Origin of the sequence: Asticcacaulis solisilvae (assembly GCF_052327315.1) — a bacterium.
GTDB classification, from domain to species: Bacteria; Pseudomonadota; Alphaproteobacteria; order Caulobacterales; family Caulobacteraceae; genus Asticcacaulis; species Asticcacaulis solisilvae_B.
This window is the reverse complement of the sequence record NZ_CP166196.1, coordinates 2,071,533-2,087,467: the sequence shown is the minus strand read 5'-3', so window position 1 is coordinate 2,087,467 and position 15,935 is coordinate 2,071,533. Positions and strand designations below refer to the sequence as shown.

Annotated in this window: 17 protein-coding genes; 8 read left to right on the top strand and 9 right to left on the bottom strand. The window is 64.5% G+C overall.

Annotated features, from left to right (window positions below; all coding sequences use genetic code 11):
• Positions 1-1,002, top strand: a complete 1,002-nt coding sequence (locus AB8717_RS09795; protein ID WP_443747147.1) for a nucleoside hydrolase — start codon at positions 1-3, stop codon at positions 1,000-1,002.
• A 24-nt stretch (positions 1,003-1,026) separates the two neighbouring features.
• Positions 1,027-1,458 carry a hypothetical protein gene (locus tag AB8717_RS09790; RefSeq protein ID WP_443747146.1) on the top strand — a complete coding sequence of 144 codons (432 nt, stop codon included), beginning with the start codon at positions 1,027-1,029 and terminating at the stop codon, positions 1,456-1,458.
• On the opposite strand, the gene AB8717_RS09785 is transcribed toward AB8717_RS09790, so the two are convergent.
• Positions 1,455-2,018: a hypothetical protein gene (locus tag AB8717_RS09785; protein WP_443747145.1), complete on the bottom strand. Its 564-nt coding sequence runs from the start codon at positions 2,016-2,018 to the stop codon at positions 1,455-1,457. The genes AB8717_RS09790 and AB8717_RS09785 overlap by 4 nt on opposite strands.
• A 125-nt stretch (positions 2,019-2,143) precedes the next feature.
• Here AB8717_RS09785 and AB8717_RS09780 point away from each other — a divergent pair, with 125 nt between their 5' ends.
• A complete protein-coding gene (locus tag AB8717_RS09780) occupies positions 2,144-2,392 on the top strand; it encodes a hypothetical protein (protein WP_443747144.1) in 249 nt (82 codons plus the stop codon).
• 12 nt (positions 2,393-2,404) lie between these two features.
• Here AB8717_RS09780 and AB8717_RS09775 read toward each other — a convergent pair whose 3' ends face one another.
• Positions 2,405-2,782: a lysozyme inhibitor LprI family protein gene (locus tag AB8717_RS09775; RefSeq protein WP_443747143.1), complete on the bottom strand. Its 378-nt coding sequence runs from the start codon at positions 2,780-2,782 to the stop codon at positions 2,405-2,407.
• A 168-nt stretch (positions 2,783-2,950) separates the two neighbouring features.
• Here AB8717_RS09775 and AB8717_RS09770 point away from each other — a divergent pair, with 168 nt between their 5' ends.
• The 3 genes from AB8717_RS09770 to AB8717_RS09760 all read left to right on the top strand — a co-directional run bounded on the left by AB8717_RS09770 (position 2,951) and on the right by AB8717_RS09760 (position 5,479).
• Positions 2,951-4,054 carry a hypothetical protein gene (locus AB8717_RS09770; RefSeq protein WP_443747142.1) on the top strand — a complete coding sequence of 368 codons (1,104 nt, stop codon included), beginning with the start codon at positions 2,951-2,953 and terminating at the stop codon, positions 4,052-4,054.
• The gene (locus AB8717_RS09765) at positions 4,051-5,148 is read left to right on the top strand and encodes a phospholipase effector Tle1 domain-containing protein (RefSeq protein WP_443747141.1); all 1,098 of its coding nucleotides are present in this window, start codon (positions 4,051-4,053) and stop codon (positions 5,146-5,148) included. The genes AB8717_RS09770 and AB8717_RS09765 overlap by 4 nt, the downstream gene beginning before the upstream one ends.
• A 106-nt stretch (positions 5,149-5,254) precedes the next feature.
• Positions 5,255-5,479, top strand: a complete 225-nt coding sequence (locus AB8717_RS09760; RefSeq protein WP_443747140.1) for a hypothetical protein — start codon at positions 5,255-5,257, stop codon at positions 5,477-5,479.
• 51 nt (positions 5,480-5,530) lie between these two features.
• Here the strand turns inward: AB8717_RS09760 and AB8717_RS09755 are convergent, their stop codons facing one another.
• From AB8717_RS09755 to AB8717_RS09730, 6 genes are all read right to left on the bottom strand, one after another.
• Positions 5,531-5,947 carry a hypothetical protein gene (locus AB8717_RS09755; protein ID WP_443747139.1) on the bottom strand — a complete coding sequence of 139 codons (417 nt, stop codon included), beginning with the start codon at positions 5,945-5,947 and terminating at the stop codon, positions 5,531-5,533.
• A 224-nt stretch (positions 5,948-6,171) separates the two neighbouring features.
• Positions 6,172-6,708 (bottom strand): hypothetical protein, encoded by a 537-nt coding sequence (locus AB8717_RS09750; protein ID WP_443747138.1) that lies wholly within the window; start codon positions 6,706-6,708, stop codon positions 6,172-6,174.
• A gap of 150 nt (positions 6,709-6,858) precedes the next feature.
• Positions 6,859-7,209 (bottom strand): hypothetical protein, encoded by a 351-nt coding sequence (locus AB8717_RS09745; RefSeq protein ID WP_443747137.1) that lies wholly within the window; start codon positions 7,207-7,209, stop codon positions 6,859-6,861.
• Between the two features lie 802 nt (positions 7,210-8,011).
• Positions 8,012-8,398, bottom strand: coding sequence for a hypothetical protein (locus tag AB8717_RS09740; protein ID WP_443747136.1), 387 nt, complete (start codon positions 8,396-8,398; stop codon positions 8,012-8,014).
• Between the two features lie 74 nt (positions 8,399-8,472).
• The gene (locus AB8717_RS09735; RefSeq protein ID WP_443747135.1) at positions 8,473-10,320 is read right to left on the bottom strand and encodes a protein kinase domain-containing protein; all 1,848 of its coding nucleotides are present in this window, start codon (positions 10,318-10,320) and stop codon (positions 8,473-8,475) included.
• 163 nt (positions 10,321-10,483) lie between these two features.
• Positions 10,484-13,255: a PAS domain S-box protein gene (locus tag AB8717_RS09730; protein WP_443747134.1), complete on the bottom strand. Its 2,772-nt coding sequence runs from the start codon at positions 13,253-13,255 to the stop codon at positions 10,484-10,486.
• A 166-nt stretch (positions 13,256-13,421) separates the two neighbouring features.
• Between AB8717_RS09730 and AB8717_RS09725 the strand changes: the two genes are divergently transcribed.
• Together AB8717_RS09725 and AB8717_RS09720 are read left to right on the top strand one after the other, a co-directional pair.
• The gene (locus AB8717_RS09725) at positions 13,422-13,880 is read left to right on the top strand and encodes a response regulator (protein WP_443747133.1); all 459 of its coding nucleotides are present in this window, start codon (positions 13,422-13,424) and stop codon (positions 13,878-13,880) included.
• 158 nt (positions 13,881-14,038) lie between these two features.
• The gene (locus AB8717_RS09720) at positions 14,039-15,340 is read left to right on the top strand and encodes a TadE/TadG family type IV pilus assembly protein (protein ID WP_443747132.1); all 1,302 of its coding nucleotides are present in this window, start codon (positions 14,039-14,041) and stop codon (positions 15,338-15,340) included.
• Between the two features lie 73 nt (positions 15,341-15,413).
• On the opposite strand, the gene AB8717_RS09715 is transcribed toward AB8717_RS09720, so the two are convergent.
• Positions 15,414-15,845, bottom strand: coding sequence for a GNAT family N-acetyltransferase (locus tag AB8717_RS09715; protein WP_443747131.1), 432 nt, complete (start codon positions 15,843-15,845; stop codon positions 15,414-15,416).
• Positions 15,846-15,935 lie beyond the last annotated feature (90 nt).

Below are 15,935 nucleotides of genomic sequence, written 5' to 3'. Positions count from 1 at the left end.
ATGCGCACCCTGCCCTCCCGCCGTTCGGCACTTGCCGGCAGCCTGGCCGCCCTGCTGCTGGCCGGGACGGCCCGCGGCGAAACCCGTCCGCGCCAGCGCGTCATCCTCGACAACGACTTTTCCGGTGATCCCGACGGCCTGTTCCAGCTCGCGCACCACCTGCTGTCGCCGTCGGTCGAAATACCGTTCATCGTCGGCTCGCACATCCACGTCCACGACTTCCTCGACGGCTCGACGACCCAGGCCGACAATGCGGTCGAGCGCGTGCAGGCGCTGATGGCGACCCTGCCCGGCACCCGCCGCCCCGACGTCATCGCCGGACGCAATTCCGCACCGGAACCGGGCACAGCACCCGAAGCGACACCCGCAGCCCGCCGTATCGTCGCCGAAGCCATGCGCGACGACACCAAATTACCGCTGTTCTATTGCGCGGGCGCCGGCCTGACCGAGCTGGCCCAGGCGCTTCGGCTCGAGCCGCGCATCTCCGACCGCCTGACCCTCGCCTGGATCGGTGGCATGGAATACCGCGACCTCCTGTCCGGCGTACCCGAACGCCATGACCGCGAATACAACCTGACCATCGATTTGGCCGCCGCGCAGACCGTGTTCAACGACGCCCGCGTCCCCATCTGGCAGGTCCCGCGCAATGTCTACCGCCAGATGATCGTCAGCGACGCCGAGCTGAAGACCCGGCTGAAACCGACCGGGGCGCTGGGCGACTTCCTGCTGGCCCAGGTCTCGCGCGTCAAATCATTGCTCCCGACGCTCGGCGAAACCTATATCCTGGGCGACAGCCCGCTGGTGACCCTGACCGCGCTGCAGACGCCTTTCGAGCCCGACAGCGCCAGCTCGGCCTACGTCGAGCGCCCGACGCCGCGCCTCGATGCCGACGGCCGCTACCAGAACAATCCGTCCGGCCGCCCCATGCGAGTCTATACGACGATCGACACGCGCCTGACCTTCGACGACATGTTCGCCAAGTTCGCGGCGGCCTCGGCCTGACTCGCCATACGAAAGACCACGACGATGCCCTGGGTTAAATCAGCCGCTTGCCTTCTCACCCTCGCCCTCGCCGCGCCCACCGCCCAGGCCGCCACCTGCGACGACACCACAGTCTTTGACCAGCGCGGCAAGTCGGACGAGGTCCATGCAATCGCTTTCCTCAATCTTTTGCGAACACGCCTGCGGGCCGACGACGCGCCGGGCGTAGCAGCCCTTGTCCGCTACCCCATCTCGGCCAGCGAGCGAGGCCACACAGTAAAGATCACCACGCGCACTAAGTTTATCAGGCACTACCACGCCATTTTCACCGAACGCTTCAAACAGGTCGTCTACACACAACCCGACCACTGCATGTTCGCCAATGACCAAGGCGTGATGATCGGGAACGGCGAAATCTGGTTCGATGCCGACCGACACGGCCGCTATCGCATCCTGACGATCAATCCGGCCGATTAGGTCCGGTATCCTGCCAGCACGGCCTTGTAGACATCCAGGTTGTCGTCGCGCAGCTTTTCACTGACCGCGCTCAGCACGAAGGTCAGGTAGTAGTGGTTGCCCTGCTCATCGCTTTCCTCGCCATAGGCGGTGATTTCCCAGCGCCCGCTGCCGCCCTTCGGATCGAAGCGCAGCACCTTCAGCACCTGGCCGTCCGCCGTCGTCGCGTCCGGAAGATCGGTGATCGACAACCCCGGATTATGCGTCAGGAAGGTCTTGCGGTCATCGGCGATGAAGCCCGCCAGCGTGTCGGCCTGGCCGCGGGCGTCGATGGCGGTGGCGTATATGAACACCGCCGAGGTCCGCGCCGCTTCCGGCACCATGAAATTGATATTGGCGTGGTTGCTGGTCGGCAGGTCCTGCCGCCATCCGGCGGGCGGCGTCACCTTTGGCCACCAGTGGAAGCAGATCTTGTTGGCGCCGCAATCGAGCGTGCCGGTCTTCTCGATCTCGGCCTGCGCGCCGCCGGCACCGGCCGCTACCGCCAGGCCGAACGCCAGCATCCATCGCCAGTATTTCATGATATCCCCCTGTGCCTGCCCGTTAACCAGTCTGCCACAACCTCCCGCAATTGCAATGCCTTGCCTGGATGGACAGCCCGTCCGAACCGTGAGACCGTCCGCCGGACGTCGGAGGGGAAAAAGTCATGTTCAAACGCGTCTATCTGGCCGTCGGCATACTGATCAGCGGCCTGCTGGCGATCAACGCCCTGCTGACGGCCTACGGCGCCGCCACTTCGGCTGCGACCCAGGCTGCCGCTCTTGCCGGCCGCGCCGACTATCTGCGCAGCCTGGCCCTGACGCAGGGCTTTCTGGGCGCGGGTCTTGTCCTGATCTGCGCGGGCTTGATATGCCTTCGCATGCGCGTCAGGCCCGTCACCGACGTTCCGCGGTGACGGCCGCCCCCTTTACTGGTCCGGGCAGCGCCCGGCCTTGCGCTCTGACCGCGCCCATTTGACATCCGGCTTCAGCTCGGCCAGCCGCTTGTCGTACAGCGCCTTGATGCAGCGGGTGTTCGCGCCGCACTGCTTGCGTTTGGCAAGCCAGTCCGTCTGGTCGTCGTAATTGGCGCCGCGCGCCCCCATCAGCGCACAGCCCTGGATCTCGCGGTACATGGACTGCATCTGGCGGTCGAGACGGCTCAAAGCCGCGCTCTTGCACACCGCCTTTTCGTCGGCGGCCCTCGCCTTCGCGCAGTTGAAGCCCGGTCCCGCCGCCAGCGCCGCCGCCGGCACGGCCAGCACAAACGCCACGCACGCTATTTCCTTGAAACCGATCCTTGTCATGCCGCCCTCCGAAGTGTCCGCCCCCAAGCGTAGCAAAAATCGCGGCCCTCGCCTGCCCGAAAAATTCACCGGCCCCAAATCTACCAGAAAGCATTTTCATACAACTTGACCGATAGACGCCGAACGGTTAACGTAACACCGATATACGGGCCATCGGGGGGCTTCGTCATGCTGAAAGCCAAGTCGGCCGCCACGGCGACGACCCTTCTGGAAACCTTGCAGCGCTTCCAGATCATAGGCGTCGTCATCAGCGGAATCCTGGCGGCGTCGACGATCAGCAAGGCGGTCATCGACAGCGTGTCCGCCGCCAAAAAGGACCTGCGCGACCAGATCAGCAGCGAAGAGCAGTTCTATCAGAACGCGGCGGACCGCGCCGTCAAGGCTGCGTCGGCGCCCGGCCCCGTCGGCGCCGGCGCGCGGGTGGTCGAACAATCCTACCGGGCGATGATCGCACGCCCCCTGCCGAAATACGACCAGACCTTCTTCCCCGATACGACCGAGGACGGGCTGAGCCGTGTGTGCATCGCGCGCCAGACGGCAGTGTCCATCTACTATTCCATTTCGGACGACGCCCAGCAAAAGGCGCTTCAGGACATCGAAGCCGAAGCGCAGGTCGCCGTGCGGTCGCCGATCGCCCTGTTCACCCAGCAATGTCCGGCCATTACGAAGGCCCGCGACCAGAAGGCCCAGGACCAGTTCCGCGACGCGGCGGCGGCGGCGCCCGCTCAGGCTCAGGCTCAGGGTCAGACTCAGGCGCAAACGCCCGCCGGCCAGCCCCCGCAACCTTCCATGCCGGCATCCGAACAGGCCCGTATCGACGCGCTCGCTGAAGGCCTTACGTCCAACGACATCCGCGGTATGGTGAACCAGAAGGCGCCCAACATCGCCAAGGGCTGGCAGGTCGATGTCTATTATTGCGGCCCCGACACTGACGCCGGCCCGGACTACCAGGCCGCCCGGGCTGTCGCGACGCAACTGGCCGCCGCCGCCGACAGCAAGACAAAAAGAGCCGGCGAAACCCTCGGGCTGATCCGCCTGCGCGCCATCACCGACAAGGGCATCCGGTCCAACGCGCTGGTCTACGACCCGTCCGAACTCAAATTCGCCACCGGACTGGCGGCCGTCGCCGCCGACGCGGCAAAAGCCGTCGCGCCCCCCCGCACCTTCGCGCTGACCCCCAATCCGCCCGACCAGAAACCCAGCGACTGGTATGTCAGCCTGTTCAGCTGCACGCCGCCCGCCTCTTCTCCCCATACACGGACATCGCCATGACCATTCACGTAGTGTGCCTCGACGGAACCGACCAGGAAAAGACCCAGAAGTACCCGACCAATATCGCCAAGATATTCGACAGCATCGGCGGCCAGGCGGCCGACGCCGACTATGGCTCGTTCGAATGCAGCCACGGCGGTATTTCCGGCAAATACCTGCCGGGCGTCGGCACCCAGGGCTCGGACGTCCTCAAGGCGCTGGGCGGCCTGTTCGGCGACGGCATCGCGGAACTGATCGTGCGCGGCTACACCTACCTGTCGCGGCAATGGCAGCCCGGCGACGAGATCGTGCTGACCGGCTTCAGCCGCGGGGCCACGGCGGCGCGCGCCCTGGCCGGACTGATCACCGGGCGCGGCCTGCTCGACCAGGCGGCCTACGACGCGACCGACAAGGAAGCCGCCTACCGGCGCGCCGTCGCGGCCTGGTATCTCTACCGCAGCGCCGACGCCTCGCTGGCCGACCAGGCGCGGCTCGGCGTCATGAAGATGATGCTGGGCAAGCCGCTGCCCAAATTGACCGATGCCGCCTTCCAGCCGCCGGCGGGCGTCAAGGCGGTGGCCGTCTTCGATACGGTCAGCTCCCTGGGCCTGCCCAACTTCCACAACGGCACGGTGCGCTTCGACTTCTCGATCTGCAACACCACCCTCAGCGACAAGGTCGAGTACGGCTTCCACGCCCTTTCGGCCGACGAGATGCGCGACATCTTCAGCCCGACCTTCTGGGCGCCGCGCGACAAGGTCACCCAGCTGGTCTTCCCCGGCTGCCACTCCAATGTCGGCGGCGGCTTTCCGGACAAGCAGCTGTCGGACGTGGCGCTCACCTGGATGCTGGATAGCCTGGGCGGCATAGGCATAGCGCTCGACCGCGGCCTTATCACCGAAGGGATCGACCCGAACGCGCTGGGCCTGATCCAGGACGACGGCCGCCGGCCGCCCTTCTTCGGCGTCTTCTGCCGGGGCCGGGCCTTCCCGGCGGACGCCCGGCCGCACCAGGCTCTGAAGGAGCGCCTGAACAAGGTCAACAGGATCACCCCCGCGCTGCCCGGACCGTACAAGCCGGCCGGCACCTATGCCGGCGGCGTTCCCCTGGTCTGATCGCAGAACATCGTTTTTATGAATGAGCCCCCGTATCCGGCGGGCAAGTTTACGCCGACCCGCGCCATACTTCGCGTCGTGTATCCACCGACCAAGGAGTCCGAGAATGGGTTCGCGTATCCTCCCCCTGGCCGCTGCCGCCTGCGCCGTGGCCGCTTCGCTTGCCGCCTGCTCCGACATGGGCCAGTCGACCAGCACGACCACGACGACGACGACGGCCACTAACGGCGTCGTCACCGGCCAGTCGACCACCACTACGTCCAGTTCCGTCGCCCCCGACGGCACCACCGCCGTGTCGTCGAGCACCTCGACCAGCACGACGGGCAACTGAGGTCATGAAGGCGCCGGGACGACCGGCGCCTTTCAGCTTGCCAGTTGAAAGCTATTTCGCCGTATTCGGTCCGGCGCGGCAGACGATAACCATGCCGGGCAGCCCGTGGATGGCGTGCGGCCACAGGGTGATGCTGTAGTCGCCGCCCTTGTGGAATTGATAGGCACCGTCGCCGTATTCCGGCAGCACCACCACATCCGGCTTATCTTTTCGGGCAACGGTGATGTCACGCGCCTGAACGGTCGCCCAGCTTACGCCGCCGCCCATGAAATCCGCTTCGCCGGCCGCCGTAATCACCAGGCGGTCGCCCGCCCTGGCCGTGAGTGCGAAGGCGTCGGCCGTACCGCTGTACTTCCAGCAGCCGCCGGGCGACAGCTTAACCGGCACGGGTGGCTTGTCACGGGGCGCCGCTATGGCGGCTCCGGCAAAGGCAAGAGACACAGCAATAACGAGGACGCGACGATACATCTGAACTTCCCCAATCGGCCTGTATCAAATACCACCGCCGAAAAGCCGCGACAACGGCGTTATCCATGCGACAGGAGGCCGCTGCCAAAGTGGATGAACAGGCCCGGCGACCACATGAAGTGGCGCCAGGGCCCCTGCCGTTCGAAGCGCAGGCCCGGTTCGGTGTCCCGAGGCGCGCCGGCGCCACACAGAGGCGGCGGACACAAGCCCCGGGCCGCGCGGCTTCAGTCCATGTCCGGACACCGGCCCCTGGCCTGGCGCGTGCGTAGTCGCCGGAATCGCGCTCCCGTCCATTCATAGAATTCCTGCACGCAGGTCGGGTTGTCGGAATATCCCTTGCGCCACAAGGTCTTCATCAAGCGGCTGCCGGCCCTGAAGTCGATGCGGAAGTCCGGATTGTCGTCTCCGCCGCCCGGCAGCTCATAAATGCGTCCGGTCCTGACATTGGTTATGTAGCCCATGGTGCAGTCCGTGCCGCAGCCGAAATAGGCCACGCCCATGTCGCCGGCAAAGGCCGGCCCTTCCTTCACCGAGTTGCGGATGCGCGTCTCGAAGAAGGCATATTGCCTCTGGTCGCCGGAAAACCGGGGCAGCTTTCGCGGGCCCTTGTAGACGGCCACGGGGTAGTCGCTGAATTTCAAGCCCTTCGCGAACCTGGCGATAGGGATCTGGTCGTCGAATTCGTATTGCCCGGCCATCGCCGCGGGCGCCGCAAGGCTCAGGACGGCAGCCATACCCGCAATGATTTTCCGAACGCTCACGACACCCCCTGCCTGTCCACCGATCGAGACCCGGTCCCGGAATTTTCGGCCGCACGCCGCTCATTGTCAAACGACAAAAAGCTCCGGACTCCGCGCCCGCTTATCCGGCCGGAGTCCGGAGCCTTTTCTTTTCGGCGCATTGCGCCGGCGTCAGCCCACAAGCTTGCGGAGCAGGCGCCCGACGACGTCAGCCACCGCCTTGCCTGAAAGCAGGTCGTGGAGGTCCTTCAATCGCTTCTCAGTAAGCCAGATAATACCGGAAGGCGCGACCATGTGCCACGCCCACACGACGAAGAAGAGAATATAGGCCGTACCGACAACCAGGATGGTAGCGGCGGCCATATAGAACGCCAACAGATGAAGGCTCAGCGTAAAAACGAGGTCGTGAGGTTGGCTAAAACCGGCCGCAAGTCCGGTTTCGACGGCCGAAGCCGGCGAAATGCCCGCATGTGCCGTCGCCAGCACCACCAGAGCCGTGAGTTGAAGCGAAAGCGAAGTCATTGTCCCGTCCTGTTCTGGATGCGGACTTGACAGGCGATGGAACATTCCTAGAATCTTCCAGTTGCATGGGCCGCTTGGCAAGTCCTTGTCGATGCGTCTCAGACATCCTCACGAGCACCACCTCGTGGGGATGTCTACTTTGCGGCAAAGGCCGCGCCATCACGACATACGCTCCCAAGACAATAGTCAAGACAGGCGTCGAGCACGCCGTCGGCGAGAGAATTTCATTCAAATTCAATATGTTATATTAGCTTTCTTCGCATAATCGCCCGCGAAGCGAGACTTGCTCCCTCAATTCCCGACGTGCTTTTGCCGGAAAATCAATACTGCTGGTCGTTCGCACATGAATAATTATTGCTTAAGAAAAATGAGAACCGCTCGCCCGTTACTAAAAATTTTAATTTTTGGGCGCAGAATTTCAAATATTGAATCCACGATATCAAAAGAAAAAAAGCAACTCACCGCACATATTTGCAAAAATACTTCATGAACCGCCCACTAAATGGCCCGTTAACCAATTATTAACCCCTTTGCGCCGACCACGACGGTCCCCGAAAATGACTCTAAAAATACAACGCATAACACAATTGTGATGGCTCATTATTTAGCGAATCGGTATAGCAGCGCCTGCCAAAATTGGAGCGCCATCCTTCTCGGCCAGATGAAAAGGCAAATTCAACAAAACCAAAATCTTACCAGCGCGAACTAACGTGCTAACAACTTGGAAAACGTTTCCACAAATCTATTGCGGCCTCCGCCATCACGCCCGAGACCACATGATAAAGCTATAAAAATCCGCTAACTAGACGCCCGGGGCCTCTTCTTCCACGGTGAATTCGAAGTGCGCGGCGGGCTGGTCGCTCTCTTGCGGCACGTCCACCGAGAAATGGTGATTACCGTCCAGGGACACGTCCATCGCCGTCTTTCGCGTGACCGTCCCGCCTTCGGCCGACATCTCGATGGCAAGGTCCAGCTTGACCGCATCGCCGTCACCGAGCTTCGGCGTCACCTTGACACTCAGGCGCTGGCCGCTGTCTTCCTGGATAAGCTGGCTGGTCTGGCCGGGCTGCGCCATCATGTGGCTGACGGCCAGCAAGCGGTTGTCCTGCGATGCGGTCAGCTCGACCACGTAGTGCGGGCCCGGGGCGACGACCACGCCGGACGCCAGAAGACCAAGAATGGTGAGCATTACCGTCTCCGATCGTGCGGAAAATAAACCTCAGGCCGAACCGATTTGGCCGAGGTGTCAAGCCCGCCGCCGCCCTACCCCTGCGGCAGCCGCCTCGGCGGAGCCTTGGCGGGCGTCGTCACACGGGCCGCGGACGCCGCGACCGCTCCGCCCCACGCCCTGATCACCGGCCACACCGGATAGCCGCAGGCTTCCGCCGCCAGCACCCCTGCCGCGATCACGAACAGCGCCGCCGACACGCCGCGCCAGATGCCGGTCTGGTTGCGGCCGACAAAGGAATGCTTGCGCGCGAAATCCGGCTCCGCGCCGAACGCGCCGGTTTCCAGCTTGAACGCCATCTCGAAACCGTCATGGAAACGGTCGGCGGGCTCGGGCGCGATGGCTTGCAGGATCAGGCTTTCCAGCCATGCCGGCAAATCCCGCCTGCGCGACAGCAGGCGTTCCGGGCGGTTGAACCGGGGCGTCTGGCCGGGCTCGACCTCGCCGTAAGGATAGGCCCCGCCGGTGAACATGCGGTACAGCGTGACGCCCAACGCGAAGATGTCGGACCGCTCGTCGCCCGGCGCGGCTGAACGGTTGCGCCCTTCGAACAGCTCCGGCGCCTTGTAGGACGGCGTACCGGGCACGAAGACAGCGTCCTTCTGCATCCCCGGAATACGCGCCACGCCCAGGTCGACCAGCTTCAGCCCGTCGTCGGACAACAGGATGATATTTTCCGGCTTGATATCGCGGTGGATGATGCCGGCGCGATGCAGCGACCCGATCGCCTTGGCCAGCCGCGTCGCGATCGACACGCCCTCCTCCAGGCCGATCTTCGGCGCGCGCTTCAGCCGGCGCTCCAGCGTCTCGCCGACATAGAAGGGCTGGGCGACGTACAGGCAGGTCTGCCGCCCGGGCGCCAGGGTCAGCACCGAGCCGATCCAGACGTGCGCCACGCGCTGCGCCACCCAGGCCTCGCGCATGAAGGCCGAGCGCGCCGCCGCCTCGGCCCCGATCGTGTCGGGCTTGGGGAATTTCAGCAGGACGCTTTGCAGCCCCGGCCGGTTTTCCCGGATATCCCGGGCGCGGAAGACGCGCGAATAGAGGCCATCGGCCAGCATGCGTTCCATGCGGAAGCCGTCGACAATGTCGCCCACCTTGGGCGGCACGATCAAAGGCAGCTCGGCGATCGCCGCCGTCAGGTCGTCGACGGTCGCCGGCGCCAGGTCGATAATGTCGATCAGCAGCGCGGTCGTATTGTCGTCGGCATGGTTGGCCAAGGCGCCGGACACCAGCCGCTGCGCCGTCTCCTGCGGCGAGGCGCGCTGCTCCAGCACGGCGCCGATCTGCGCCGGCGCCAGGTGCTGGTGCACGCCGTCGGTCGTCAGCAGAAGCCGGTCGTGCGGGGCGACATCGAAGACCTGGTAGTCGATGCGCACCGCTTCCTCGCGCCCGACGGCGCGGGTGATGAAGTTGGTCTGCTCGGCGCCCTCGGGCTTGTGGTCGCGCGTCAGTTGGCTCAGCACGCCGTCGCGTAAGCGCCATAGCCGCGTATCGCCGATATGGAAGACGTGCAGCCTGCGGCCCTTGACCACGATGCCGGTAAAGGCGCAGCTCATCCCCTTGAGCGCTTCGTTCTTCGTGCCTTCGCGATAGAGCCAGTGGTTGATCGATTCCAGCGCGCGGGCCGCCGTCTTGCGCGGCGACAGCAGGTCGGACTGCCCCAGATAGTCGTCGATGAAGGTGCGCACGGCCAGCTCGGCGGCGACGCGTCCGCCCTTCATGCCGCCGACGCCGTCGGCGATGGCGGCGACCGCGCCATGATGGCCGCGCGCCTCGTCGAGACACAGGGCGGCGAAGTCCTGGTTCTCGTCGCGGCGGCCGATATCGCTGGCAAAGCCGGTGGCGATATTGAGGCGCATATTGGCGTGCGGCGGAGTCATTCTTCAGGATTGCCTGAGGAATGCGCGTACGTCCATAACGCGGTTAACCTTTGCGCGCCTGCGTTGCCGCTTTGCAACGCAGACTCCAAACCCGAACCTCCCATTCTTGCACCTCCCCGTGCCCCGTAGCTTTAGCGAAGGGGGATGGGGAGGTACAATCCTATCATTCCCCCGCCAGCAACGCCTCCAGCGTCTTCGGATCGAACGGCTTGGCGATATAGTCGTCCATGCCCGCCGCCAGGCAGCGTTCCCGGTCCCCTGCCATGGCGTGCGCCGTCATGCCGATGATACGCATCCTTGCCCGGCCCCTCTGCCGCTCGTACTGGCGGATCAGTTGCGTGGCGTCGAAACCGTTCATCCCCGGCATCTGCACGTCCATCAGCACGACGTCATAGGCCCGCGCCTTCGCCATCTCGTACGCCTGCAAGCCGTTGCCGGCCACGTCAGTGTCGAACCCGAACGCATCGAGGAAACTGGTCGCCACCAGCACATTCGGATCATGATCCTCGACCAGCAAGGCCGCGCGGCGCACGCCGCCCGGCGTCCGTACGGCCAGGGGCTCGGCGGCCACGGCCACCGGCGCCTCGGCCACGCGCAGCGGCAGGACCACCGTAAAGGCAGACCCCTGGCCTTCGACGCTTTCGACGCGGATCTCGCCACCCAAAGCCTCGGCGAGGGTCTGCGTAATCGCCAGTCCAAGCCCCGTGCCGCCATAACGCCGGGTGATCGAGCTGTCCGCCTGGACGAACTTGTCGAAAATCGAAGAAAGCTTGTCCGCCGCGATGCCGATCCCCGTATCCTCGACGCGCAAGGACACCCGCTCTACATCGGCTTCGTCGCCGGCCTCGCACCCGACGATGATCGCCACGTGGCCCTTTTCGGTGAACTTCACCGCGTTGGAGCACAGGTTCAGGACGATCTGGCGGATGCGCGTCGGGTCGCCGACGAACTGCCGCCCCTGGGCGCAGTCGTCCTCGACACGGAAATCGAGCCCCTTTTCGCGCACGCGCACATTCATCATGCTGGAAACTTCGCGGATCAGGGCATCGAGATTGAACGGCACAGCCTCGAACTCGATCGTCTGCGCCTCGATGCGCGCCACGTCGAGCAGGTCGTTGATCAGCTCGAGCAGGCTCTTCGCGCTGACATTCAGCGTGCGCACGAAATCCTCCTGGCGCGGCGTCAGCGGCTTCGACAGCGCCATGAGGTTGGCGATGCCGACGATGGCGTTCATCGGCGTGCGGATTTCATGGCTCATATTGGCCAGGAATTCGCTCTTGGCGATATTGGCTTCCTCGGCCTTCTGGCGGGCGTCGACCAGGTCCTGGATGTCCGTGCAGGTGCCGTACCAGCGCACGATGCGCCCGCGCTCCCGGACAGCGGTCGCCCGCCCGAGCGTCCAGCGGTACACGCCGTCCGCGCGCTTAAGCCGGTACTGGATCTCGAACGGATCGCCGGTTTCGCGCGCCGAATCCCAGCGCGTCCTGGCGCGCTCGCGGTCATCGGGATGGATGATGGCGTTCCATACGTCGGCGCCCGTATGGCCGGGCTTCAGCCCCGTGAACTCGTACCAGCGCCGATTGCAGTATTCCAGCCCGCCGCTGCCGCGCGAAACCCAAAGCAACTGGTCGATGGAATCGGCCATGCTGCGGAATTCGGCTTCGCGCTGGGCCAGGGCCGCTTCGGTCTCGGCGCGGTCGATCAGCTGGCGCGTGCGCTCGGCCACGTCCTGCATGAACCTGACCTCATCCGGCTGCCAGTGCCGCGCCTCGCGCGCATTGAGGTAGACGATGGTGCGCAGGCGCCCGCCGCGCAGGAAGGGCACGACCAGGATGGCGCGGGTGTCGACCTCGGAGGCGGTCTGGCGGGTGCGCGCCTCGTCCGACACGGCGTCCGCGAACAGGTCGCCGACCACCACGGTCTGGCCGGCGCTCAGCATCGCGACGATCTTCTCGCCGAAGACATGGGCCGGGTATTCCCCGATCAGCGGCGGCACCTGGCCGTCGGTCCAGCACACGTCGTAGCGGAAAAAGTCCTCGACCGGATCGAGCAGCCCGTAGCCGACACGCGACACGCCGAAATAGCGGCCCATCAGGGCGCACGCCTCGTGCAGGGCCGTATGGGTGTCCGCCCCCCGCATCAGGTCCGACAGCTCAAGCATCATGGCCTGGCGCGCCTCGGTCGTCTTGCGCTCGGTGACGTCCATGGTGTTGCCCAGCATGCGCACGCAACGGCCGGTAGCGTCGAAAATGCCGCGGCCCCTCGCCTTGATCCAGCGCATGACGCCGTCTTCGTACCCTAAGACACGATATTGGACATCATAAGGCGCGCGCACGGCCGGGTCGGCCGCCGCGGCCCAGGCAGCCGCGGTCGCATCGCGGTCGTCGGGATGCAGCCCGTCGAAGAACCCGTCCATGGCCAGGGGCGCGCCCGGCGTTACCCCGAACATGGCCAGGCAGCGCGGGTCGCAATGCACCGCGCCACTGATCAGGTCGACATCCCAAAGGCCGATATCGGCAACGTCGCGCGCCAGCCGCAGGTGCTCCTCGTTACGGCGCTGTTCGGTAATGTCGCGGGCGATCTTGGAGGCGCCGACGATGGTGCCGTCGGTGTCGTGGATCGGCGACACGGTCACCGATATCTGCAAGGGCCGGCCCGACTTGTGGCGGCGGACGGTCTCGAAATGCTCGACGCGCAGGCCTGAGCGGATGCGGCTGATAATCTCCGTCTCCTCGTGGAGGCGGTCGTCAGGGATGATCAGGGTGATGTGCTTGCCGATGGCTTCGTCGGCCGTATAGCCGAAGATGCGCTCGGCGGCGGCGTTCCACGACGTGATGATGCCGTCCAGCGTCTTGCCGACGATGGCGTCGTCCGACGACTCGACGATGGCGGCAAGGCTTGCCGCAGACGCGGGCCCGGAAGGCGCGGCACGCATTTAAACCATTGCCCCAAGAATTTTTTTGATGAATGCTGCCATGATCCGGACGGAACGTTTTTTCCTGTCAAAATTATAAGAAAACAATGCGTCACGCCGCGAACAAGGGCAAGCATTCTTCAACACCCTGCCCTTAGGGTAACCGCTATGATTTCAGGAGTTCGCCTTGGCTGACGACGTTCTGCGCATTTTGCTGGTGGAAGACAATCCGGGCGACGTCATGTCGCTCCAGCGTTCGTTTCGCCGTATCGCGCCGGACGCGGAAATCACGGTCGCCCGCGATGCCGAAGCCGCCGTCCACGAACTGGCCGAAGCCCCGCACGGCACGTTCGGCCTGCTGCTGCTCGACATCAACCTTCCGCGCATGAGCGGCATCGAGCTTTTGCGGCGGCTGAAGTCCGAGTCGTGGCTTTCCAACACGCCCATGCTGCTGCTGACCACGTCGGAGGCGCCTTTCGACGTGAAGACGGGCTATGCCAGCGGCGCCGACGGCTACCTGGTCAAGCCGTTCGATCCCCAGGGCTACGACCGCCTGGTGCGTTTCCTGATCAACACGTGGAACGGCGACATCCTGGACGACGCCGACGACTATCGCGGCATCGTGGTGGCCCCGCCGGCGGGGTAACCGGCTCCGGATCCGCTCGGAATCCGGTCCTTCCCGCGAATCAGCGGATGCCCCGCCGTGAGCGGATTCGCCGGTCCGGAGAAAATTTACACGTATGAACGAATCCTTAAACACGTTCCTGTAAACCCTACGCACTGTTAAGACTTAGCGGGTGGGCCATGTTCAGGAACTTCTTCCGCAGCCAGCGCGCGGGCGTTGCCGTTATCTCGGCGCTGTCTCTTCCCGGCGCGGTGACCGCCACCGGCGGGGCCATAGACTTCGGCCGTGTCGTCCAGCTCCACGACCAGATCCAGGACGCGGCGGACGACGCCACCCTGTCCACGATCGCGGTCAATTCCGCCGCCTACAAGGCCGGCGTCAGCATGAACGCCGACGGGACCATATCGGGCGGATCGACCAAGGCCGTGACGGGCTTCACCGCCGGCTATACGCCGCCGGGCGACGTCTCGAACGTGACCACGACGGCGACGGTCACCAAGACCGGAACCGTCATGACCGCGAACATGACGATCAAGGCGACCTACAAGACCTACATACTGGGCCTGATCGGCATCGACACCGTGCCGATCACCGTGACTTCGACCTCAACCGCGACCGTGCCGCCCTATATCGACTTCTACCTTCTGCTCGACAACACGCCGTCCATGGGCGTGGGCGCCACCACGGCCGACATCAACACCATGGTCTCCAACACGCCCGACCAGTGCGCCTTTGCCTGCCACGAAGGCGACAAGCCGGGCACCGACTACTACGCCAAGGCCAAGTCCCTGGGCGTGACGACGCGCATCGACGTGGTGCGCAAGGCGACGCAGGACCTGATGACCACCGCCACCTCGACGGAAACCCTGTCGAACCAGTACCGCATGGCGATCTACGACTTCGGCGCGGCGGCGGACGCCATCAACCAGACCGCGCCCACGGCCTACAAGGTGTCCAGCCTGACCGCCAATCTCAGCCAGTCGTCGAGCGACGCCGGGACCATCGACCTGATGACCATCCCGTACCAGAACTACAATTCCGACCGGCAGTCGAATTTCATCTCCATGCTCAGCAGCATGAACACCAATATCTCGGCCTCGGGCGACGGCGCGTCGTCGGCCAACCCGCAAAAGGTCCTCTTCTTCGTGTCGGACGGCACCAATGACGGCTATGACTGCGGCTACACCAACGGCAATTCGTGCCGCCGCATCACGCCGATCGACATTACGACCTGCACGGCGCTGAAGGCGCGCGGCGTACGCATCGCCGTGCTCTACACCACCTACCTGCCCCTGCCGACCAACAGCTTCTACAATTCCTGGGTCGCCAAGTACGTCTCGCCCAGCTCGCAGATCGCCTCGCAGATGCAGTCGTGCGCCAGCCCCGGCCTCTACTTCGAGGTCAGCCCCAGCCAGGGCATCTCGACCGCCATGACCGCCCTGTTCAAGCGCATCGTGTCGGTTGTGAGGATTAACGCGTAAGCGATTGTCTTTATAAATTTTCTTATACTTCCTCGCCCGGCGGCGGGTGTCGTCTCCCCACGGCCCGGAGGCCTTACCCCGCCGCCAGCGGCTTCTTCAGAAAATACTTTATGTGGCCGGGCGGATAGTCTTCGATCTGCCCGCAGACGCCATAGCCCTGCTTTTCATAGAAGTCCCGCGCCTGGAAGCTGTAGGTCTCGAGGGCCACACCCACCGCGCCGTGCCGCAGCGCATGCGCTTCGATAGCCGCCACAAGCCCGCGACCATGTCCCTGCCCCCGCAGCGAAGACGACACCCACAGCGCGGTGACCTGCAACCAGCGTCCCCATACGAACCCGAGGGCGCCACCGTGGATATCGCCATGCGCGCTCCGCAGGACGACATTCACCGGCGCGTAGTCCCCAAGCCCCGTCGCCGCGACGTTGAACATGTCGACGCCTTCGGTGATAAAGCGTCGCGTGTCCGCGTCGGCGAACGGCTCGTATGCTATCGTGATGTCGGTCATGGATGCCTCTTTTCCAGGCACTACGCCCGCGAAACCGGTCCGGTTACATCAGAAATATATTTCCTTCTTACCGGAAATCGTTCAGGTTTT